General features: G+C 71.5%; 17 protein-coding genes. 11 read left to right on the top strand and 6 right to left on the bottom strand.

Translation table 11 applies throughout. The features are described from left to right. Positions 1 to 2 precede the first annotated feature (2 nt). On the bottom strand, positions 3 to 209 hold the full coding sequence (locus IU476_RS14000; RefSeq protein WP_195100258.1) for a hypothetical protein: 207 nt from the start codon (positions 207 to 209) through the stop codon (positions 3 to 5). Next, on the bottom strand, positions 202 to 1,998 hold the full coding sequence (locus tag IU476_RS13995) for a PspC domain-containing protein (RefSeq protein ID WP_195100256.1): 1,797 nt from the start codon (positions 1,996 to 1,998) through the stop codon (positions 202 to 204). The genes IU476_RS14000 and IU476_RS13995 overlap by 8 nt, the downstream gene beginning before the upstream one ends. A gap of 157 nt (positions 1,999 to 2,155) precedes the next feature. Between IU476_RS13995 and IU476_RS13990 the strand changes: the two genes are divergently transcribed. Together IU476_RS13990 and IU476_RS13985 are read left to right on the top strand one after the other, a co-directional pair. Then, a complete protein-coding gene (locus tag IU476_RS13990) occupies positions 2,156 to 3,619 on the top strand; it encodes an ATP-binding protein (RefSeq protein WP_195100977.1) in 1,464 nt (487 codons plus the stop codon). Between the two features lie 189 nt (positions 3,620 to 3,808). After that, positions 3,809 to 4,444, top strand: coding sequence for a response regulator (locus IU476_RS13985; protein WP_195100976.1), 636 nt, complete (start codon positions 3,809 to 3,811; stop codon positions 4,442 to 4,444). Positions 4,445 to 4,456: 12 nt separating this feature from the next. Here IU476_RS13985 and IU476_RS13980 read toward each other — a convergent pair whose 3' ends face one another. Beyond that, on the bottom strand, positions 4,457 to 5,623 hold the full coding sequence (locus IU476_RS13980) for a serine/threonine-protein kinase (protein ID WP_195100254.1): 1,167 nt from the start codon (positions 5,621 to 5,623) through the stop codon (positions 4,457 to 4,459). A 224-nt stretch (positions 5,624 to 5,847) separates the two neighbouring features. Between IU476_RS13980 and imuA' the strand changes: the two genes are divergently transcribed. Both imuA' and IU476_RS13970 read left to right on the top strand, forming a co-directional pair. Continuing rightward, complete coding sequence (imuA', locus tag IU476_RS13975) at positions 5,848 to 6,573, top strand: DnaE2-dependent mutagenesis accessory factor ImuA' (protein ID WP_195100252.1); 726 nt, start codon at positions 5,848 to 5,850, stop codon at positions 6,571 to 6,573. Positions 6,574 to 6,589: 16 nt separating this feature from the next. Further along, positions 6,590 to 8,272: a DNA polymerase Y family protein gene (locus IU476_RS13970; RefSeq protein ID WP_195100250.1), complete on the top strand. Its 1,683-nt coding sequence runs from the start codon at positions 6,590 to 6,592 to the stop codon at positions 8,270 to 8,272. 69 nt (positions 8,273 to 8,341) lie between these two features. Here the strand turns inward: IU476_RS13970 and IU476_RS13965 are convergent, their stop codons facing one another. Together IU476_RS13965 and IU476_RS13960 are read right to left on the bottom strand one after the other, a co-directional pair. Further along, a complete protein-coding gene (locus tag IU476_RS13965; protein WP_195100248.1) occupies positions 8,342 to 9,043 on the bottom strand; it encodes a class I SAM-dependent DNA methyltransferase in 702 nt (233 codons plus the stop codon). 58 nt (positions 9,044 to 9,101) lie between these two features. Further along, entirely contained in the window at positions 9,102 to 9,605 is a 504-nt protein-coding gene (locus IU476_RS13960) for a winged helix-turn-helix transcriptional regulator (RefSeq protein WP_195100246.1), read from the bottom strand. 81 nt (positions 9,606 to 9,686) lie between these two features. Between IU476_RS13960 and IU476_RS13955 the strand changes: the two genes are divergently transcribed. The 4 genes from IU476_RS13955 (at position 9,687) to IU476_RS13940 (ending at position 12,241) form a co-directional block, all read left to right on the top strand. Then, positions 9,687 to 10,121 carry a tautomerase family protein gene (locus IU476_RS13955; RefSeq protein ID WP_195100244.1) on the top strand — a complete coding sequence of 145 codons (435 nt, stop codon included), beginning with the start codon at positions 9,687 to 9,689 and terminating at the stop codon, positions 10,119 to 10,121. 74 nt (positions 10,122 to 10,195) lie between these two features. Next, the gene (locus IU476_RS13950; RefSeq protein WP_195100242.1) at positions 10,196 to 10,963 is read left to right on the top strand and encodes an alpha/beta fold hydrolase; all 768 of its coding nucleotides are present in this window, start codon (positions 10,196 to 10,198) and stop codon (positions 10,961 to 10,963) included. A gap of 27 nt (positions 10,964 to 10,990) precedes the next feature. Then, entirely contained in the window at positions 10,991 to 11,551 is a 561-nt protein-coding gene (locus IU476_RS13945; protein WP_195100240.1) for a YdeI/OmpD-associated family protein, read from the top strand. Between the two features lie 66 nt (positions 11,552 to 11,617). Continuing rightward, positions 11,618 to 12,241, top strand: coding sequence for a VOC family protein (locus IU476_RS13940; protein ID WP_195100238.1), 624 nt, complete (start codon positions 11,618 to 11,620; stop codon positions 12,239 to 12,241). Positions 12,242 to 12,245: 4 nt separating this feature from the next. On the opposite strand, the gene IU476_RS13935 is transcribed toward IU476_RS13940, so the two are convergent. Then, on the bottom strand, positions 12,246 to 13,259 hold the full coding sequence (locus IU476_RS13935) for an SDR family NAD(P)-dependent oxidoreductase (RefSeq protein WP_195100236.1): 1,014 nt from the start codon (positions 13,257 to 13,259) through the stop codon (positions 12,246 to 12,248). 160 nt (positions 13,260 to 13,419) lie between these two features. On the opposite strand from IU476_RS13935, the gene IU476_RS13930 reads away from it, so the two are divergent. The 3 genes from IU476_RS13930 (at position 13,420) to IU476_RS36140 (ending at position 19,005) form a co-directional block, all read left to right on the top strand. Continuing rightward, positions 13,420 to 16,752, top strand: a complete 3,333-nt coding sequence (locus tag IU476_RS13930) for an error-prone DNA polymerase (protein WP_195100232.1) — start codon at positions 13,420 to 13,422, stop codon at positions 16,750 to 16,752. Between the two features lie 178 nt (positions 16,753 to 16,930). Further along, positions 16,931 to 17,242 (top strand): hypothetical protein, encoded by a 312-nt coding sequence (locus IU476_RS13925; protein WP_195100230.1) that lies wholly within the window; start codon positions 16,931 to 16,933, stop codon positions 17,240 to 17,242. Beyond that, positions 17,239 to 19,005 carry a glycoside hydrolase family 19 protein gene (locus tag IU476_RS36140; protein ID WP_228823653.1) on the top strand — a complete coding sequence of 589 codons (1,767 nt, stop codon included), beginning with the start codon at positions 17,239 to 17,241 and terminating at the stop codon, positions 19,003 to 19,005. The genes IU476_RS13925 and IU476_RS36140 overlap by 4 nt, the downstream gene beginning before the upstream one ends. Positions 19,006 to 19,214: the final 209 nt, after the last annotated feature.

Here is a 19,214-nt window from a genome sequence, read left to right as displayed (position 1 = left end):
ATTCAGTTCTTCTTCTTGCGCGGCGCCACCACCAGCGCGATGCCGACGACGATCGCGGCCGCGATGACGATCCAGCCGATCGGGATGATGCTGTGCGCCGGCCACGAGGACGGGCCGATGAAGGCCCACACGCTGACCAGCAGGGCCAGCACTCCCGCCAGCAGCAACGAGAACGACGGTCCTCGACGGGTTTCCGAATTCTCAGCCACGCTTCACCTCCGCGTCTCCGGCACGAACATCGACATTGAGGGTGAGCACCGGACCCTCGGCCGGACCGGTGAGCCCGCGCGGGCAGGTCAGGTCGCCCATGCTGGACGAGCAATTCGCCTGCAGCCGCATGTTTTCCGGCACCAGCACCCGCACGTCGCCCATGCGGACGGACACGTCCACCGTCCGATTCTCGGTGAGCGCCAGCGAACGCAGGTCCAGGGTGCCCGAACCCATGTTCACCCGGTAGTCCGACTGCAGATCGGCCACCGTGGCCGGTGTCCACACGTGGTCTCCCACGGCCCCGCGGTCGAATTCGACGGGTCCCGCCATCGAGGCCAGGATCACGAACCCGGCCAGCGGCGCCAGCACCACCATCAACCCGTGACCGCGCCGCAGGAACGCACCGACGATCAGCCCGAGGCCGACCACCGCCAGCGCCACCGCGCCGATGCGGCCGGGCGTCATCCACTCCGCCCCCCAGGCGGCGAAGGCGCCCGCGACGGCCGCGGCGAGCACCGCCAGCCCGATCACCGTGGGCGTCAGCCGCGACCGCGGCCGAGGCGGCGGCGGTGCCAGCACGGCGACCGGCCGCGCCGGACCGGGTTCGGGCAGATCCCAGGCCAGCGGCGCGACACCCAGCGGATCCCAACCGGGCGGAGTCAGCCCGGGGCGCGCCGGTCCGGGCGCGGTCCGGGTAGGCCGGTCACCCGTGGGCCGCGCGGCCGTCCGGTGCGGGGCGGGACGCTCGGTGCCGGACGGAACCTTCAGCACCTCGGTATCGCCGCTCGCGGCGGACACACCCGCCCCGCCATCGGAGTCCGTGTCCGCATCGCGCGTCGCATCGGTGGGGGCGAGCGAATGCCGTTCATCCTCGCCGTCAGCGGCCGGATTCGATTCCGTACCGGCATCGGTGGGCGAGGTCGCCAGTACCTCTGTATCGGCGGGTGAACTCGACGTGTCGGTCGTAGCTTTCGCGCCGGTGTTGCTCGTGGGGTTCGGCAGGGCCTCGGTGGCCTGGTCGGTGCTGGGAACAGCGTTCGGTTCCGCATTGATTCCGGTGGCCGGGCTCGGTGCCGCGTAGACCGCCTCGGTGGAGGCGGGGGTGTCCGAGGTGTCCGGTTGGGGGCGGCGGATCACCTCCGTGGCGGTGTCGTCCGGTGGGAAGCCTTGTGCCGGAGGGGATTTCGGGTCGGGCTCGTACTGGTCGGGCAGCCTGGTGAACGGGCCGTAGGTGGGTCCGGCCCAGGGGGCGCCGCCGGGGAACATGGCGCCCGGATAGCCGGTCGAGCCGAGGCCGCCCTCGGTGACGAGCACCTGGTAGTCGTCGGCGGGAGGCTCGGGCTGGCGCAGATACAGCAGCCACCAGCCGGCCAGCATCAGCGCGAAGCTGATCAGCCCGGAGCCGCCCAGGCCCACCCCGACCGGGCCCATGGTGGTCACCGCGATCGCGAGGGCGACGATCAGCACCACCGTCCTGGTCGGCGACTGCGAACTCTGGCCCTTGCCCAGCAGCCCCTCGCCGGCCGAGACCTGGTCGCCGGCCGCGGGCAGGATCAGCCAGGCCGCCAGGTAGAGCACGACACCGGCGCCCCCGAAGATCGACGCGACCACGAACACGACCCGCACCAGTACCGGATCCACGCCGTAGCGGCGTCCGAACCCGGCCGCGACACCGGCGACCGGCCCCTGCCGCGGCAGTCGCCGGGGCCGGGTTCGCCACAGGTGGTGCAACTGTTCGTTGAATCCCATCCGGCCGGTCCCGCCGGCCCAGCCGTTCGCTCTGGTCATGGTTCCATGGTGGCGACCACCGCGGCCGCCGCACATCGGGGTTCACCCTGAACTCGATCCCGAACTCCGCCGCGCCGCGCGTTCCCGGCGATCAGGGGCCCGAATGGGGGTGTTTCCCGATGGTCGGGTGTCGGTGGCGCGTGCCAGTATCGAAGGCATGTACCCGTCCACGCCCGCGTTCGACGCCCGCGGAGTTCAGCCCGCGCCGCCGTATCCGCGGCTGCTGCGGCGATCCGGGGGGCGGGTCGTCGGCGGTGTCGCCGGCGGTGTCGCCGATCATCTCGGGGTCGACGTCTTCAAGGTGCGGATGGCCTTCGTGCTGCTGTCGGCGCTGATGGGGGCGGGCATCGTCGCCTACGGCATGTTGTGGATCTTCACCTCGGCCGGGGGCGACGCGCCGCCGCCGTCCAATTCCGAGCGGCGGCAGGCGGTCGGCCTGATCCTGCTCGGGCTGGCGCTCGCGGTGTCGATGTCGTGGCTGTTCAACGGCACCGCGGCCAAGGTGGTCGCGCCGATCATCGTGGTGGCGGTCGGCGCCGCGCTGGTGTGGCGCGAATTCGACGCGGAGGGGCCGCGGTCGATACTGGGCCTGCCCGCCCGGCCCTCGGTGCTCACCTGGACGCGCATCCTGGCCGGCATCACGCTGATCGTGGTCGGGCTGGGTGTGGTGGTGCTGGCCCGGATCAATCTGAGTTCGCTGGGTTCCGCGCTGGTCGCGGTCGCGGTGACGCTGATCGGGGTGGGCCTGCTGACGGTCCCGCTGTGGCTGCGCATGATGCGCGCGCTGAACGCCGAACGCTCCGCCCGCATCCGCAACGAGGAGCGCGAGGAGATCGCCTCGCACCTGCACGACTCGGTCCTGCAGACACTGGCCCTCATCCAGCGCCAGGCCGACGATCCGCAGGAGGTGGCGCGGCTGGCCCGCAGCCAGGAGCGGGAGCTGCGCAAATGGCTGTTCGAGGACACCGTGCCCGTGCAGGCCAGCCTGGCCGCCGCGCTGCGCACCATCGCCGGCGAGGTGGAGGACCAGCACGGCGTGAAGGTGACGCCGGTGACGGTCGGCGACGTCTCGATGGACCCGGGCGAGACCGGAGTCGGCCTGCCCCGCGAGCATTTCACGGCCGTCCTGGGCGCCACCCGCGAGGCGCTGGTGAACGCCGCCAAACACGCGGGCGTCCCCACCATCGACCTGTTCGCCGAGGTGGAACCGCACCAGGTCAGCATCTTCGTGCGCGATCGAGGCACCGGCTTCGACCCCGCCGACATCCCCGCCGACCGCCAGGGCCTGGCCAGATCCATCCGCGCCCGAATCGAGCGCCGCGGCGGCACCGTCGAGATCCAGTCCACCCCCGGCCGCGGCACCGAGGTCCGAATCATGCTCCCGCGCAGGGATTCCGAGGGCCGGGACGAAGCGGTGATCCCGGAATCCGACGAGCCCGCCACGGCGGAACCGGCCCCGAAGACACCGACCGGCGCAGCGAGCCCCGCCGACGAGCCGGTAACCCTCGAAGAACACTTCGACACCGCCTCGCGTTCGAACGGCGGCGCCACCACCGGTGACACCGCCGACTCTGCAGCGAAGACCCGTCGGCACCGTCAGCACGCGCGCCCGCGCCGCTGAGCCTGCTCGGTTGTGCCGCAGCGGTTTCAGCCCTTCGGCGGGTCCGTGATCGCCGTCCGCGCCGCGACGGCGCGCCGGTTTCCAGTGACACCCGGGGCGGCGGCGTAGCGGCCCGCCTTGTGGTACCGATGAGTGGGCGCTGTCGCGCCCGGCAGCCGGCATCGGGCCGAAGTGAGGAGAACAGTGAGTATCCGGGTCTTTCTGGTGGACGACCACGCCGTGTTCCGGTCCGGAGTGCGGGCCGAGCTGAGCCGCGAGTCCGATATCGAGGTGATCGGCGAGGCGGGCACGGTGGCCGAGGCCATCGCCGGTGTCGAGGCGGCCCGCCCGGACGTGGTGCTACTGGACGTGCACATGCCCGACGGGGGCGGGGTGGCGGTGCTGCAGGGCGTGGAGGACGGCCCGGTCTGCCTGGCGCTGAGCGTCTCCGACGCCGCGGAGGACGTGATCGCGGTGATCCGCGCGGGCGCCCGCGGCTACGTCACCAAGACCATCTCGGGACCCGAACTGGCCGACGGCATTCGCCGCGTCGCGGGCGGTGACGCGGTCTTCAGCCCGCGGCTGGCGGGTTTCGTGCTGGACTCGTTCACCGGCCGGTCACCGGTGCCCGAGCCGCCGCTGGATCCGGAGCTGGACTCGCTGACCCCGCGGGAGTTGGAGGTGCTGCGGCTGCTCGCCCGGGGCTACACCTATCGGGAGATCGCCGAGTCCCTGTTCATCTCGGTGAAGACCGTGGAGACCCATGCCTCCAATGTGCTGCGCAAAACCCAGCAGTCCAACCGGAACGCGCTGACGCGCTGGGCGCATCGGCGGCGGATCGACTAGCGCCGCACCGCTTTACAACACCGCGACCAGGATGACGATCAGGATCAGCAGCCCGATCAACAGGCCGATGGCGATGGCCAGGGGCGCGGCGTTCGGACCGAGCGCGGACAGGTCGAAGCCGCTCGACGACCGCGACTTCTGTTGCGGGGCAGCGGCATTCGGAGCGGTGGCGCGCGGTGGCCGGGGCAGCGGGGTGGAGTGCGGGCTGCGCAGTCCGGCGGCGGAGTTGCGGGCCGCCCAGGCGGGGATGGTGCCGTCCTCGGTGCGGACGGGCGCGCCGAGAATGTAGGGCCCCGTACCGGGACCGAAAGCGGCGGTGAGGATTTCGTTGCGAGCCTCGGCCATGGTGGGGCGGCGCTGGGGCGCGGGCTCCATCATGTGCAGCAGCACGGGGGTGAGAACGCCGCTGCGGGTGGGCGGAATGATCTGGGCCATCGCTGCGCGTGCGACGATCGCGTCGTTGTCCTCGTCGAAACCGTACGGCGGCTGGCCCTCGATCGCGGTGTACAGCGTTGCGCCGAGGGAGAATACGTCGCTCGCCTCGGTCGGCCGGTAGCCGCGCGCGACCTCCGGCGGCAGATAGGCCGGGGTGCCGGTGATCGCGTCGTCCAGTTCGTCGTGCGGGTCGCCGGTGCCGCGCGAGATGCCGAAGTCGCTGAGCTTGACCTTGCCCACCTCGGCGCCGCGATCGGCGACGAGGATGTTGCCGGGCTTGATGTCGCGGTGGGTGATGCCGGCGGCGTGCGCGGCGGCCAGCGCGTCGGCGACCTGCGCGCCGATCTGCGCCACCTCGATCGGCGGCAGCGTATCCGCCAGCGACAGCGCCTTGGCCACGCTGCGCGACGGTAGGTATTCCATGACCAGCCACGGCTCGCCCGCCTCGAGCACCACGTCGTAGACGGCGATGGCGTGCTCGTGCGACAGCTTCGCCGCGACGCGGCCCTCGTGGATGATCCGGTTGCGGACCTCGGTGGCCTCCTGCTCGCTGAGCCCGGCCGTGGTGAGCACCTGCTTGATCGCGACATCGCGGTTCATCAACCGGTCGTGCGCCAGCCACACCGCGCCCATGCCGCCGCCGCCCAGTTTCGATTGCAGGCGGTAGCGGCCGGCGACCAGATAGTCGGGGCCGACGATGGAACGGGCGCGTTCGGTCACGGCGCGAGGATAGCGGAAAACCATCCTGACTGGCCTGCTTCGGCCGTTCGGGTTCGCCTCCAGCGCCGCTTGACGCGAATCGGGGGTGGGGTTCTACTGAAGGGGAGTCGAACGTATATTCGATATCAATCGATAGCTGAATCGGTGCTGGAGCGCCGGCTCCGGTGTCGTGCCGGTTCGGTCGCGGCGGCTCGCGCGAGCCGCGGCGGCACGGTGGAGTCCATTCGGTGAGAGATAGGTGGTCGAGGATGGGTTCGGCTGGAGAAGCGCAGCGGGAGCGGCTGGCGGAGTTGCGGCGGCGGATGGCGGCCGTCCCGGCGCGCGGTGCGGGCGCCGCACCGCGCCCGGCCCTGCGCCGGGAGTCGCTGCCGGTGCCGTCCGCGCTGGTGGAGCTGCTTCCGGAGGGTGGCCTGGCGAAGGGCTCGGTGGTGGCGTACGCGGGCGCGAGCTCGTTGCTGACCGGCTTGCTGGCCGCGGTGACGGGGGCCGGCGGGCATGCCGCGGCGGTCGGTCTGCCCCGGCTCGGTCTGCTCGCCGCGGCCGAGATGGGTGCCGAGTTGGACCGGTTGGCGGTGGTGCCCGACCCCGGACCCGACCCGGTGGAGGTCGCCGCGGTGTTGCTCGACGGCCTGGACCTGGTGGTCCTCGGTTTGGGCGGGCTGTCCGTGCCGCCCAGCCGCACGCGCGTGCTCGCCGCGCGGGCCCGCAGCAAGGGTTCCACCCTGGTGGTGACGGGCGGCGCCTGGAGCGGCCCGTCCCTGCGGATCGAGAGCCGGGTGGCCGGGTACGACGGCGTGGGCCGCGGCTGCGGACGCCTGCACACCCTGCGCCTGGACGTCCGCGTGCACGGCCGCGCCGCACCGCCCCGCACCGGCACCCTGGAACTGAGCCCCCGCGGCAACCATGTGGAATGGATTGCGGCCCAACCCCACACACCCCAGCGCCTCGCCCCGGTCCGCGAGGCCGCATCGTGATCCGGCGTGTGTGGCGATGGGGGTGAGGGGGCGGCGGGTCCTGGTGGTGTGGTGTCCGGACTGGCCGGCTGCCGCCGCGGCCGCGGTGAGCGATGTGTCGCCGGTGCGGCCGGTGGTGGTGTTGCGTGCCAATCGGGTGGTGGCGTGTTCGGCGGTGGCGCGGACCGCGGGTGTGCAGCGGGGGCTGCGGCGGCGGGAGGCGCAGGCGCGGTGCCCGGATCTGTTTGTGGCGCAGGACGATCCGGATCGGGACGCGCGGCTGTTCGAGCCGGTCGTGGCCGCCGTGGACGCGACGGTGCCCGGCGTGGAGGTGCTGCGCCCGGGGCTGCTGGCGCTGGCCGCACGTGGCGCCGCCCGGTTCTTCGGGTCCGAGGAGGCGGCGGCCGAACAGCTCGTCGACGCGGTGGCGGCGGTCGGGGTGGAGTGCCGGATCGGCATCGCCGACGAGTTGTCCACGGCGGTGGTCGCCGCCCGCCGCGGCGTCGTGGTGCCGCGCGGGACGGGCGCCCGGTTCCTGGCGCCGCTGCCGGTGCGCGAGCTGGCCGCCGAGCCGAGCCTGGCCGCGCCGGAACGCGCCGACCTGGTGGACCTGCTGCACCGCTTGGGTTTACGGCGCATCGGCGATTTCGCCGCGCTGACCCCGGCCGAGGTCGCCTCGCGTTTCGGCGCCGACGCCATCCGCGCGCACCGGTGCGCCCGCGCCGAGCCGGAGCGGTCGCCGTCCGCCCGCCCGCCCGCCCCCGACCTGACGGTCGAGTACCCCTGCGATCCCCCGATCGACCGTGTCGATGCCGCCGCCTTCGCCGGCCGCCTGCTCGCCACCCGGCTGCACGAGCGGTTGTCCGCCGCCTCGGTGGCGTGCACGCGCCTGTCGGTGATCGCGGAAACCGCTGCGGGGGAACGCCTCTCGCGCATCTGGCGATGCGCCGAACCGCTCACCCCGGAGGAGACCGCCGACCGGGTGCGCTGGCAGCTGGACGGCTGGCTCACCCACCGCGCGCTGAGCGGCAGGCCCCCGGAAGAGGAGTTCGGCAGGATCCACGGGCGGGCAACCGAGGAGTCCGAACGGGAGGGACTGTCCTCTGGAAAGAGAAGGGGCCGTAAGGATTTCACCGCGTTCCCGAGCGCCCCGATCACCCTGCTGCGACTGGAACCCGTCGAGGTGGTGACGGCGGGCGCACTGCAACTCGGCCTGTGGGGCGGGGTCGGCGAGGGCGACGAGCGCGCCCGCCGCGCCCTGGTGCGGGTACAGGGCCTGCTGGGCGGGGAGGCGGTGCGGATCGGGGTGCTCAGCGGCGGCCGCGGCCCGGCCGAACGCGTCACCCTGGTCGCGCTGGGCGACGAGCGGGCGCCCGCCGCCGACCCGGCGCTGCCCTGGCCCGGCCGGCTGCCCGCCCCCGCGCCCGCCGTCGTCCTGGTCAACCACCCCGGCGTGACGCTGGAAACCGCCGACGGCGCCCCGGTGTGGATCACCGACCGCGGCCTGTTCACCGCCGACCCCGCCAGGCTGCGCTGGAGCAGCAAGGAGTGGGACGTGACCGGCTGGTCCGGCCCCTGGCTGATCGACGAACGCTGGTGGGCCGGAGACCGTCTCGCCGACTGCGCCGTCCGCGCCCAGATCATGCTCGACGCCGAGGTGCGCGTGCTCCTGCTCCTCGGCTACGACAATTCTTGGCATGTCGAGGGCCTGTACGAGTGAATATGCCTCTGCCCGTGCCGATTTCCGCACGCGGCTGCTTTCGGACTGAGCCGGTGCCACCCGGGCACGCTATTCCGGCAGCGTCCACACCAGCGCCATCGTGAACGGATGCCCGCGCAGGTCCGCCCATTTGGGTTTGGCGGCGAGCCAGGCGTCGTCGACCAACGCCTCGGCGGCCTCGGCGAGTTGCCAGCCCGCCGCGACCCCGGCGTTCACGTGCTCGCTTAACAGGTGCAGGTGCGTGCTGATCGCCAGGGGCTCACCGGATTCGGCCGTGTAGTGGGTCGGCATCCCGGTCACCATCATGAACTGCGGGTGATAGGAGACCAGGACGAAAGCGGCGCCGGGCGCGGCCAGCCGCCGGGCCTCGGCGTAGAACGGCGCGAGGTCGGGCAGATGCTCGTCGATCAGCGAGGAGATCACCAGATCGTATGCGCCGCCGGGCAATCCGGTCTCGCGCACGTCGGCGCGGGTCAGGCGGTCGTGCACGCCGCGCTCGCGCGCCCGCGACAGCATGCCCGCGCTCAGATCGACGCCGTCGATGTGCGCGACCCCCCGCCCGCGCAGCCACGCGCCGGTCCGCCCAGTCCCGCATCCCAGATCGGCGGCCCGCCGCACCCCCGCCCAGTCCGGCCGCCGCAGCCGCGCCAGCAACGCCAGATCCATTTCGTCCATGACGGTCTGCTCATAGGTGGCCGCCCACCCGTCGTATCCGGTGGCGACGTCCACGGTCCGGTAGTTGCGCCGATCGAAATCCGCGAAAGCAGGCATGCGCCGCAGTATCGCGAAGCGCGCCCCGCCTTCGCCAAGCATTTTCCGACTCCGCCGGTTACGTCTGCGTCGTTCCGTTGCGCCGGGCCAGCACCGTCGTTCCCGGTCCCGCTGCCGCGCCGGGTCCGGCCAGCGCGGTCACGGTCGTCGCGGACACCGGCTCGCCGCAGGCCGAACAGCAGACCCGCGGGGTGAACTCCGCGCCGCAGTTGTCGTGGACGAGTCGCACCGGCGGTCCGCCCGGCGGTGTGGCCCACTTGTCGCCCCAGGCCATCAGCGCCAGCAACGCGGGAACGAGATCGCGCCCGGCCGAGGTGAGGTGGTACTCGTGCCGGGGCGGACGGTCCTGATAGGCCCGGCGCTCCACGATGCCGTCCTCGATCAGCGTCGCCAGCCTGCGCGTCAGCAGATTGCGTGAGATGCCGAGGTTCTCCGCGATGTCGTCGAACCGGTGCAGGCCAAGGTGCAGGTCCCGCACGATCAGCAGCGTCCACCATTCCCCGACGCGTTCCAGCGTCTGTCCGATCGAGCAGTGCATCTCCGCGAAGCTGGTCCGGTGCATGCCCCGAGTCTAGAGGGTTGATTCATTGAACTCACTGGGCGTACCGTCATCGCCGAAAGAGTTCAATGAAAGGACTTACTGATGCCGTTCGTGGAGTTGTTCGTTCCCAAGGACTCGCTGGACCCGCAACGCCGAGAGCTGATCGGCGGCCGGCTGGTGTCGGAGGTGATGCTCGCCGAGGGCGCCCCCGACACCGACGCGGCCCGCGCCATCTCCTGGCTGGTGGTGCACGAGATCGACGCCTGGTTCGTGGGCGGCCGGCCACTGCCCGCCGGGGAGAAGCCGAAATACGTGGTGCGAGTGGGTGTTCCGGCCGGCTCGATGAACGACGACAAGCGCGCGGACATCGTGCGCCGGGTCACCCGGGTGCTCGCCGACGCCGACGCCGAACCGGCGCGTTTCGCCGACGCCGCCACCGCCTGGGTGCACATCGATGAGATCCCCGAGGGCAACTGGGGTGCGCGCGGGGAGATAGTACGAATCGAGGACATCGCGGCCTTGGTGACCAGCGGCTGACACTCCCGCGCGCGGCTATGGCTCCGCACACAACCTGCGGCGGCGGCCCCGCGCAGCCCGTACCCTGGCACATCGTGGAGTCGACCGTGACCAGAGTGCCGTTGGCGGGCGTGCTGATCGCCTACCGCGACTCCGGCGCACCGGCCGTCCCGCACCCGCTCGCCGAGGTGCCCGTCCTGCTCGTGCACGGCATGGGCGGGGACGGGCACACCTGGGATCGGTTCGCCCGGGAACTGGTGCGCCGGGGCCGGCGGGTGATCATTCCGGATCTGCGCGGCCACGGCCGCAGCGCGCACACCTCCTCCTATCGGTTCGACGAGTTCGGCGCGGACATCCTGCGGCTGTGCGACCGCCTCGGACTGACCACCGCCGATCTGGTCGGTCATTCGCTCGGCGGCTACGCGGTGTCGTGCGTGGCGATCGAACGGCCCGGCCTGGTGCGCCGCCTGGTCGTCGAGGAGCAGCCGCTGCCGCTGCGGTCCGGCGACGAACAACTGACCCTCACCCGCCGCCTGCCCAGCCTGCCGGAGCTGTGGCACGCCACCAGCAGCCTGATCCGGCATCCGCGTGCGGTGCTGGCCTACGACCGGTCGATGACGCGGATCGCGCTCGAACAGTTCCGCAAGCCGAATCCGGAATGGTGGGAACGGCTTTCGGAGATCACCGCGCCCACCCTGATGCTGCGCGGCGGCCCCGGCGGCATGGTCGACCCGGACAAACTGGAGATGTTCCGCACCTCGATCGCCGACTGCGCCGTCGGCGCCTTCGACTGCGGCCACAGCATCCACCGCGATAGATACCGGCAGTTCGCCGCCTCCGTGCTGCCTTTCCTCGGTCACTGACCGGGGCATGCCTTCTACAGTGAAATGATGTCCACGCTGGAGCGTCCGATCCTGCTCTTCCCCGACGAGCAGGGCTTTCGGGAATGGTTGGAGGCCAATCATGCCGCGGTGGACGGCATCTGGCTGAAGTTCGCGAAGAAGGGGTCGGGGATCGCGTCCCTGGACTACGCGGGCGCGTTACGGCAGGCGCTGTGCTTCGGCTGGATCGACGGGCAGGCCCGCTCCTTCGACGACGACTTCTACCTGATCGGCTTCACCCCGCGTCGCCGGCGCAGCCCGTGGTCGCAACGCAATATCGCCCTGGTGGAGGAGCTGATCGCGCAGGGCCTGATGCATCCGGCCGGGCACGCGGAGATCGAGCGCGCCAAGACCGACGGGCGCTGGGCCAACGCCTACGGGCGCGAGCTCCCGCAGGATTTCCTCGACGCGCTGGCGGCGAATCCGAAGGCGGCGGTCTTCTTCGAAACCCTCGACAACCAGTCCCGGGCCGCGATCGGCTACCACCTCGGCAACGCCGTGCGGCCGGAGACGCGGGCGCGGCGGATGGCGCAGATCATCGGCAAGCTGGCCGCGGGCGAGCGATTCTGACCTCGCGCCGAGACCGGTCAGGAATCGAGAAGCGGCGAACCCGGTGTGGTCAATAACGTAATCGACATGAACATCACCACGAACCAGACCACCATCGAGTACGTCACCCTCGAGTCGCCCGATCCCGCGGCCGCTGCGGCCTTCTACGAGGCGGCGTTCGGCCTCGGCGACAAGGTGCGGGTGCGCGCCTCGGACGCGCCGACCTCCGGATTCCGCGGCGTCGTGCTGTCGCTCGTGGTGTCGCAGCCGAGCACCGTCGACAGCCTCGTCGGCACCGCGCTCGCCGCCGGCGCGACGGCCGTGAAGCCGGCCAAGAAGAGCTTCTGGGGCTACGGCGCGGTCGTCCAGGCGCCGGACGGGACGCTCTGGAAGATCGCCACGTCGGCGAAGAAGGACACCGGCCCGGCCACCCGCGAGGTCGACGACATCGTGGTGCTGCTGGGCGTCGAGAACGTGAAGGCCACCAAGCAGTTCTACATCGATCACGGCCTGACCGTGGGAAAGAGCTTCGGCAGCAAGTACGTCGAGTTCGAGGCCCCGGCGTCGGCGATCAAGCTGGCGCTCTACGGGCGCAAGGCCGCGGCCAAGGACGCCGGCGTCGCCCCGGAGGGCAGCGGGTCGCACCGGATCGTGATCGGCAGCGCGGCCGGGCCTTTCGTCGACCCGGACGGATTCGCGTGGGAGGCCTGAGCTTTCACCAGTGGGTGCCCGGGACCAGCCGGGCGGCGCGGCGCAGGGTGGCGCGGGTGACGCGCCCGGCGGCGGTGGACCGGCGGGGCGGCTCGGTCTGCGGCACCAGCAGCGGCGTCGCGTCCGGGGCCGCTTCCCCTTTGGCCGCGGGGGAATCCGGCAGCGCGCGGTAGTAGCGGTGCATGATGCGGTCCTTGAGCCGCGGGGTGAACAGGGTGCCGTACTCGGCCAGGGTGCCGATCGGGACGTCGATGCGCTTGGGTCGCTCGGTGAGCGCGCGCACGATGGTGGCCGCGGCCCACTCGGGTGACTCCGAAGGCCCCTGCTTGCCGCTCGGGGCGATCATCGGGGTGCGCACCAGCGGCATGTGGATAGTGGTGAAAGTGACGTTGTCGGCGAGCATTTCGGCCGCCGTCACCTCGGCGAACTTGTCGAGTGCGGCCTTGGAGGCCAGGTAGGCGGCGAAGCGCGGGGTGGCGACCTGCACGCCGGCGCTGGAGATGTTGACGATGTGGCCGAACTTGCGCTCGCGCATCTGCGGCAGCAGCGCCAGGGTCATCCGCACCGCGCCGAAGTAGTTGACCGCCATGGTGCGCTCGAAGTCGTGCATCCGGTCGGTGGAACGGTGCACGGCGCGGCGGATGGAGCGCCCGGCATTGTTGACCAGCATGTCGACGTGGCCGTGCGCGGTCAGGATGGTGTCGACGGTGCTCTCCACCGAGTCGGCGTCGGTGACGTCGCACTGGTAGCCGTAGGCCGTGCCGCCCGCGGCCGTGATCTCCTCGACCACCGCGGTCAGCTCGTCGCCGCGGCGGGCGAGCAGGAAGACGACGGCGCCCTTGCCGGCGACCGCGAGCGCGGCGGCGCGCCCGATGCCGGAGGAGGCGCCCGTGATGAGGACGTGCCTGCCGGTCAGATCCCGGCGGGCCCGGCGGCGGGCGGGGGAGCGGCCGTCGATCGCGAGTTCGCCGTCGCCCGGCCGGTCGTTGTCGCCGGTGGCCGCATGATGGTCGGTCATCGCTGCTCCCTTGCAGGTCGAGTTGCCCCGAACTTACTCCAAAGTAAGTTCCATCGCCAACGCTGTTTCGTCACAGTCCCGCAACCCCTCGTACGCCCCTTCGGATGTCGAATGTATGTTCGATACCGAGAGAAACCGATCGGTTTGCCGGAGGTGTGCGATGGGCTGGGGCAACGGCCCGCCGACCTGGGCGGAGCTGGAACGGGTGCTGTCCGGGCGACCCGGCCGCGCCGAACCGCCCGGCGACGGCGGCGACAGTCCCGCCTGGTCGCGTAAGCGCGGCGAGTACCGCGCCGGGCCGCGCCCGCGTGCGGGTGAACCGGTCGTGCCGTACGCCGAACTGCACGCCCACTCCGCCTACAGCTTCCTCGACGGCGCCTGCCAGCCGGAGGAACTGGTCGAGGAGGCGGTGCGGCTGGGGCTGGAGGCGCTCGCGCTCACCGATCACGACGGCTTCTACGGCGTGGTGCGCTTCGCGGAGGCGGCGGCCGAATGGGGGATGCCGACGGTCTTCGGCGCGGAACTGTCGCTGAGCGACCCGGCCGCTTCCGACCCGCTGCTGCCGTTGCCGAGCGATCGCGCGACCTGGTCCGACTCCGCGCCGCGCGCCGGCGCGCCCGACCCCGCGGGGCCGCACCTGCTGGTGCTGGCCCGCGGGCAGGAGGGGTACCGCCGACTGTCGCGGGAGATCTCGGCCGCGCACATGGCGGCGGGGGAGAAGGGGATCCTGCGCTACGACCTGGACCGGCTCACCGCGGCCGCGGGCGGGCACTGGCAGATCCTCACCGGTTGCCGCAAAGGCCATGTGCGCCGGGCACTTCGAGACGGCGACGCGGCGGCCGAGGCGGCGCTGCGGGAGCTGACCGAGCGGTTCGGGCCCGACCGCGTGACCGTGGAACTCACCCAGCACGGCGTCCCGGAGGGCGACGAGCGCAACGCCCGGCTGCTGGCCCTCGCCGACCGGGTCGGCCTGCCGGTGATCGCCACTACCGCAGCGCATTTCGCGGGTCCGGCGCAGCGTCGCCGCGCCATGGCGCTGGCCGCGGTCCGGGCCCGGCAGAGTCTGGACGAGATGGCCGGCTGGCTCGCCCCGACCGGCGGCGCGCACCTGCGCTCGGGCGCCGAGATGGCGCGGCTGTTCGCGGCCTGCCCGCAGGCGGTGGCGAATGCCGTTGCGCTGGCGCGGGAATGCGCCTTCGACCTGAAACTGATCGCGCCGCAGCTGCCGCCGTTCGAGGTGCCGGACGGACACGACGAGAACTCGTGGCTACGCGGACTCGTATTGCGCGGCGCGGCAGAGCGATACGGGCCACCGGAGCGGAACCCTAAGGCCTATCGACAGATCGAGCACGAGCTCCAAGTCATCGAGCGGATGAAGTTCCCCGGCTACTTCCTCGTCGTGCACGACATCGTCGACTTCTGCGCGCGGCGCGGCATCCTGTGCCAGGGCCGGGGGTCGGCGGCCAATTCGGCGGTCTGCTACGCGATCGGCATCACCAATGTCGACCCGGTGGCCAACGAGCTGCTGTTCGAGCGGTTCCTGTCCCCGGAGCGCGACGGCCCGCCCGACATCGACCTGGACATCGAATCGGATCGCCGCGAGGAGGCGATCCAGCACGTCTACGCCAAGTACGGCCGCGAATTCGCCGCGCAGGTGGCCAATGTCATCACCTATCGCGGCAAGTCCGCGGTGCGCGATGCCGCTCGGGCGCTGGGCTTCTCGCCCGGTCAGCAGGACGCGTGGAGCAAGCAGGTGAGCCGCTGGACCGGCGTCGCGGGCGAGACGCACACCGACATCCCCGCGGAGGTGCTGGCGCTCGCCGGTGAGATCGAAGGCCTGCCAAGGCATCTGGGCATCCACTCCGGCGGCATGGTGATCTGCGATCGCCCGGTCGCCGACGTGTGCCCGGTGGAATGGGCGCGCATGGCCGATCGCAGTGTCCTGCAGTGGGACAAGGACGATTGCGCCGCGGCGGGCCTGGTGAAGTTCGACCTGCTCGGCCTGGGGATGCTGTCGGCGCTGCACTACATGATCGATCTGGTGCGCGAGCACACCGGCGAGACCGTCGAGCTGCATCGGCTGGACCTGCAGGAACCCGCCGTCTACGAGATGCTGCAGCGCGCCGACTCGGTGGGCGTGTTCCAGGTGGAGTCGCGGGCGCAGATGGCCACCCTGCCCCGGCTGCGGCCGCGCAAATTCTACGACCTGGTCGTGGAGGTGGCGCTGATCCGGCCCGGTCCCATTCAGGGCGGCTCGGTGCATCCCTACATCCGCCGCCGCAACGGCAGCGAGGAGGTGACCTACGAGCATGCGGCACTGGAGAGTTCGCTCTCGCGCACGCTGGGGGTGCCGCTGTTCCAGGAGCAGCTCATGCAGATGGCCGTCGACGTCGCCGGTTTCACCGCGGTGGAGGCGGATCAGCTGCGCCGGGCGATGGGCTCCAAGCGTTCGCCGGAGCGGATGGAGCGGCTGCGGGAGCGCTTCTATCAGGGGATGCGCGAATTGCACGGCATCACCGGGGAATTGGCGGACAGCATCTACGAGAAGGTGTACGCGTTCGCGAATTTCGGCTTCCCGGAAAGTCATTCGCAGAGTTTCGCCTCGCTGGTGTTCTACTCGGCGTGGTTCAAGCTGCATCATCCGGCGGCGTTCTGCGCCGGGCTGCTGAACGCGCAGCCGATGGGGTTCTACTCGCCGCAGTCGCTGGTCGCGGACGCGCGGCGGCACGGTGTGGTGGTGCACGGCCCGGATATCAACCACAGCCGGGCCGACGCCACGCTGGAGCGGCGCGGCACCGAGGTGCGGCTGGGGCTGGGCGCGGTCCGCAACATCGGCACCGATCTCGCCGAAAAGATAGTCGCCGCAAGGGCTTCCGGTCCGTATACCTCGTTCCTTGATCTGACCGGGCGGGTGGAACTCTCCGTGCCGCAGGCCGAAGCGCTGGCCACCGCGGGCGCGCTGGACAGCCTGGGGCTGTCCCGCCGGGAGGCGCTGTGGGGTGCGGGCGCGGCGGCGGGGGAGCGCGCGGGGCGGCTGCCCGGCACCGGCGCCGCCACCGTCGCGCCCGCCCTGCCCGGCATGAGCGAGCTGGAACTCGCCGCCGCCGACGTGTGGGCGAGCGGGGTGTCGCCGGGGAGTTATCCCACCGAATTCCTACGCGCACATCTGAATTCGCTCGGCGCGCTCGCCACCGCACAGCTGTCCCAGGTTCCGGACGGGTCGAAGGCGCTCGTCGGCGGGGCGGTGACGCATCGTCAGCGGCCCGCCACCGCCGCCGGTGTCACCTTCCTCAATCTCGAGGACGAGACCGGCATGGTGAACGTGGTCTGCTCGGTCGGTCTGTGGCGTCGCTACCGCCGTCTCGCCCAGGGTGCCCCGGCGCTGCTGATCCGCGGCCGGGTGCAGAACGCCGAGGGCGTGGTGAGCCTGATCGCCGAGCATCTGCAACCGCTGGATCTGCGCGTCGGTTCCAAGTCCCGGGACTTCCGGTGATCCGCACGGCCTTCGGCTGCCGATTCCCGCACGCGCTGCTGGTTCCCGCACTCCTTTCAGGCCGTGTAAGGAGTGCGGGAACGTGGACGGGGTGCGGCTGTGTGCGGAGTCGTGACAGGCGCGAGTGCCGGTGGATACCGTGGCCGCGTAAGGGGAACGACGGCCAAAGGGGGAGTCCATGTCCGGTCCGTGTGTTGTCGACGCCGACTCGGTGCTCAGGTTCGGAGTCGTTGCGCTGCAAGTGTTCCGGGACATCTGCGAGATGATCGACACGGCGGCCGCGGCCAGTGCGTCGATCGCGGAGCTGGTTCCGCAGAGCGCCACCGCGCCGCAGTGGTGCGAGTCGGCGCACACCGCGCTGGACATCGTGCGCCGCAGCGCGGAGTGCTTCCGGCGGCTCGCCGAGCACACCGAGCAGGCCGTCGACCTGTTCTGCGCGGTCGACGGCGGCTGCGCGGGCGAACTCGAGCGGGCGGGGGCCCGGATATGATCCCGCCGCGGTCGGTGGTGGCGTCCTGGCGCGCGCTGGAGGCGGCCGACCTGCTGTGCGCCGAGTTCGACCGCCGCATCGAAGATCTGGAAACCCTGTCCGCCACCGTGCGCGACACCTGTCACCACCTCGACGGCGCGGGCTGGCAGGGCATGGCCTACGACGCCGTGCTCGCCCACGTCGACGCGGCCCACCGCCACCACCAGCGCCTGTGCGAACAGGCCGAGACGCTGCGCGACGCGGGCGCCCGAGCCCTGTCGGAGCTGCACTACACCGCACTTGCCCTCCTGGACTACGTGGCCGACGCCGAGGCCGCCGGCTGCCGCATCGCCGAGGACTGGACGGTCGCCGCCGACACCACCGCCCAGGAGTGGTCCGAGGTGATCGCCGAGGCCGTCACCGCCGTCGAACGCGCCGACGAGCGCGGCCGCGCCGCCATTCGCGCCATCGGTGCCGAAATAGCTCACCTGGCAGGCTCTTTCACCCTGCCGGGCATGCTCCTGAACGGCCTCGACGCACTCACCATCCCCTGCGCCCCGAGTCCCGACCCACACAGCGCGGGTGAGCCGGGTCTCGGCAACACCGACCCGCAAGCGGACACCGCGCCCGGAGATTCCGAGCTGCAAGACCCGAAACCCGCGCCGGACGAGTCCGCGGACGAGCCCGCACGGGACGATCCTGCACGGGACGAGCCCGCACGGGACGATCTCGCACCGGACGAGCCCGCACCGGACGAGCACGCAGCGGGATCCGCGTCCGAACCGCAGACTGAGGCCGAGGATGCCCCGCCGACTGCGGCGATACCTGATGACTGCGAAACTTCTTCTGCGCCAGAGGATTCGGTGGGACCCGCGGAAGAGTCTGCGGATCTTCCCGCGTTCGAGCAGGAGTCCGGAATGCCCTCGAACACGGAACCGGGGGAGGGCGAGGGTGCGCTCGGACCGGAGAGCGGCGGTCGGGGTGGGGAGGGCTCAGCGGAAACTGGCTCCGTCACCACGTCGTCCGCTATGGCGTCTGGCGACACCTCGCTCGACTCAGGCGATCCGACGACGCCACCGCCGACGACGCCTGCACCGACGCCGCTCCCCTCACCGATGGCTGTACCGCCACCGACAACACCTATGGCAATGGACGCCGGTGATCAGACCGGGCAACTCGACACCGGTTCGGCGATGGGCGTATTCACTCCGCCGCAGCCGGGTGTGGTCGCGCCACCGCCCGGCGGCATCGAGGCAGGCCAATTGGTGGCGATCATGCCCGACCTGTTGCCGGAGCTGGCACACGAGTACCTGCCCGCGCTCAATGCCGCCATGCGGGAGGGCGACATCACCACCGCGCCGCGGCAGGCGGCCTTCCTCGCCCAATTGGCCCACGAGAGTTGCCAGCTCCGCTACTTCGAGGAACTCGGCGACGACGACTACTTCGGCCAGTACGATCCGGGGCAGTCGAACACCGCCGCGGGCAATACCGAACCCGGCGACGGCCCCCGCTACCACGGCCGCGGCCCCATCCAGCTGACCGGCCGCGCCAACTACCGGGAGGCGGGCGCGGCCTTGGGGCTCGATCTCGAGGGCAACCCCGAGATCGCCGCCCAGCCGGATGTCGGTTTCCGAGTAGCCCAGTGGTACTGGACCTCTCGCGACATCAACGCCCTCGCCGACGTCGGCGACTTCGCCGCCGTCACCCGGGCCGTCAACGGTGGCTACCACGGCCTGGAAGCCCGCGAGGAGTACTACGCCCGCGCCTTGGCGGTGCTCGAATGAACCGCCCCGGCAGTGCCGTTGACACCGAGGCTGCGCTGCTGCCGCACGCCGACGGCCCGCAGGCATCGCGCCGACCCTTCGGTGCCTCCTGGCGAGGGTGCCGCCGCGCGGCGGCTGTCTCGGCGATCCTCTGGGTACTGGTCGCTTCCGGTTGCGCGAGCGGGATTTCGGGAACGCCGGTGCACACCGTCGCGGGATCGAACAGCACG

Origin of the sequence: Nocardia blacklockiae, from assembly GCF_015477355.1 — a bacterium.
Classification (GTDB): Bacteria; Actinomycetota; Actinomycetes; order Mycobacteriales; family Mycobacteriaceae; genus Nocardia; species Nocardia blacklockiae.
Note: the sequence above shows the minus strand (reverse complement) of the source record. Positions and strands in the feature narration are given on the sequence as shown.

What these genes read in the sequence shown, in the direction of transcription:
- IU476_RS13995 (WP_195100256.1), bottom strand. Translation starts at nt 1,998, where the DNA reads ATGACCAGAGCGAACGGCTGGGCCGGCGGGACCGGCCGGATGGGATTC.
- IU476_RS13990 (WP_195100977.1), top strand. Translation starts at nt 2,156, where the DNA reads ATGTACCCGTCCACGCCCGCGTTCGACGCCCGCGGAGTTCAGCCCGCG.
- IU476_RS13980 (WP_195100254.1), bottom strand. Translation starts at nt 5,623, where the DNA reads ATGGTTTTCCGCTATCCTCGCGCCGTGACCGAACGCGCCCGTTCCATC.
- imuA' (WP_195100252.1), top strand. Translation starts at nt 5,848, where the DNA reads ATGGGTTCGGCTGGAGAAGCGCAGCGGGAGCGGCTGGCGGAGTTGCGG.
- IU476_RS13970 (WP_195100250.1), top strand. Translation starts at nt 6,590, where the DNA reads ATGGGGGTGAGGGGGCGGCGGGTCCTGGTGGTGTGGTGTCCGGACTGG.
- IU476_RS13965 (WP_195100248.1), bottom strand. Translation starts at nt 9,043, where the DNA reads ATGCCTGCTTTCGCGGATTTCGATCGGCGCAACTACCGGACCGTGGAC.
- IU476_RS13960 (WP_195100246.1), bottom strand. Translation starts at nt 9,605, where the DNA reads ATGCACCGGACCAGCTTCGCGGAGATGCACTGCTCGATCGGACAGACG.
- IU476_RS13955 (WP_195100244.1), top strand. Translation starts at nt 9,687, where the DNA reads ATGCCGTTCGTGGAGTTGTTCGTTCCCAAGGACTCGCTGGACCCGCAA.
- IU476_RS13945 (WP_195100240.1), top strand. Translation starts at nt 10,991, where the DNA reads ATGTCCACGCTGGAGCGTCCGATCCTGCTCTTCCCCGACGAGCAGGGC.
- IU476_RS13940 (WP_195100238.1), top strand. Translation starts at nt 11,618, where the DNA reads ATGAACATCACCACGAACCAGACCACCATCGAGTACGTCACCCTCGAG.
- IU476_RS13935 (WP_195100236.1), bottom strand. Translation starts at nt 13,259, where the DNA reads ATGACCGACCATCATGCGGCCACCGGCGACAACGACCGGCCGGGCGAC.
- IU476_RS13930 (WP_195100232.1), top strand. Translation starts at nt 13,420, where the DNA reads ATGGGCTGGGGCAACGGCCCGCCGACCTGGGCGGAGCTGGAACGGGTG.
- IU476_RS13925 (WP_195100230.1), top strand. Translation starts at nt 16,931, where the DNA reads ATGTCCGGTCCGTGTGTTGTCGACGCCGACTCGGTGCTCAGGTTCGGA.
- IU476_RS36140 (WP_228823653.1), top strand. Translation starts at nt 17,239, where the DNA reads ATGATCCCGCCGCGGTCGGTGGTGGCGTCCTGGCGCGCGCTGGAGGCG.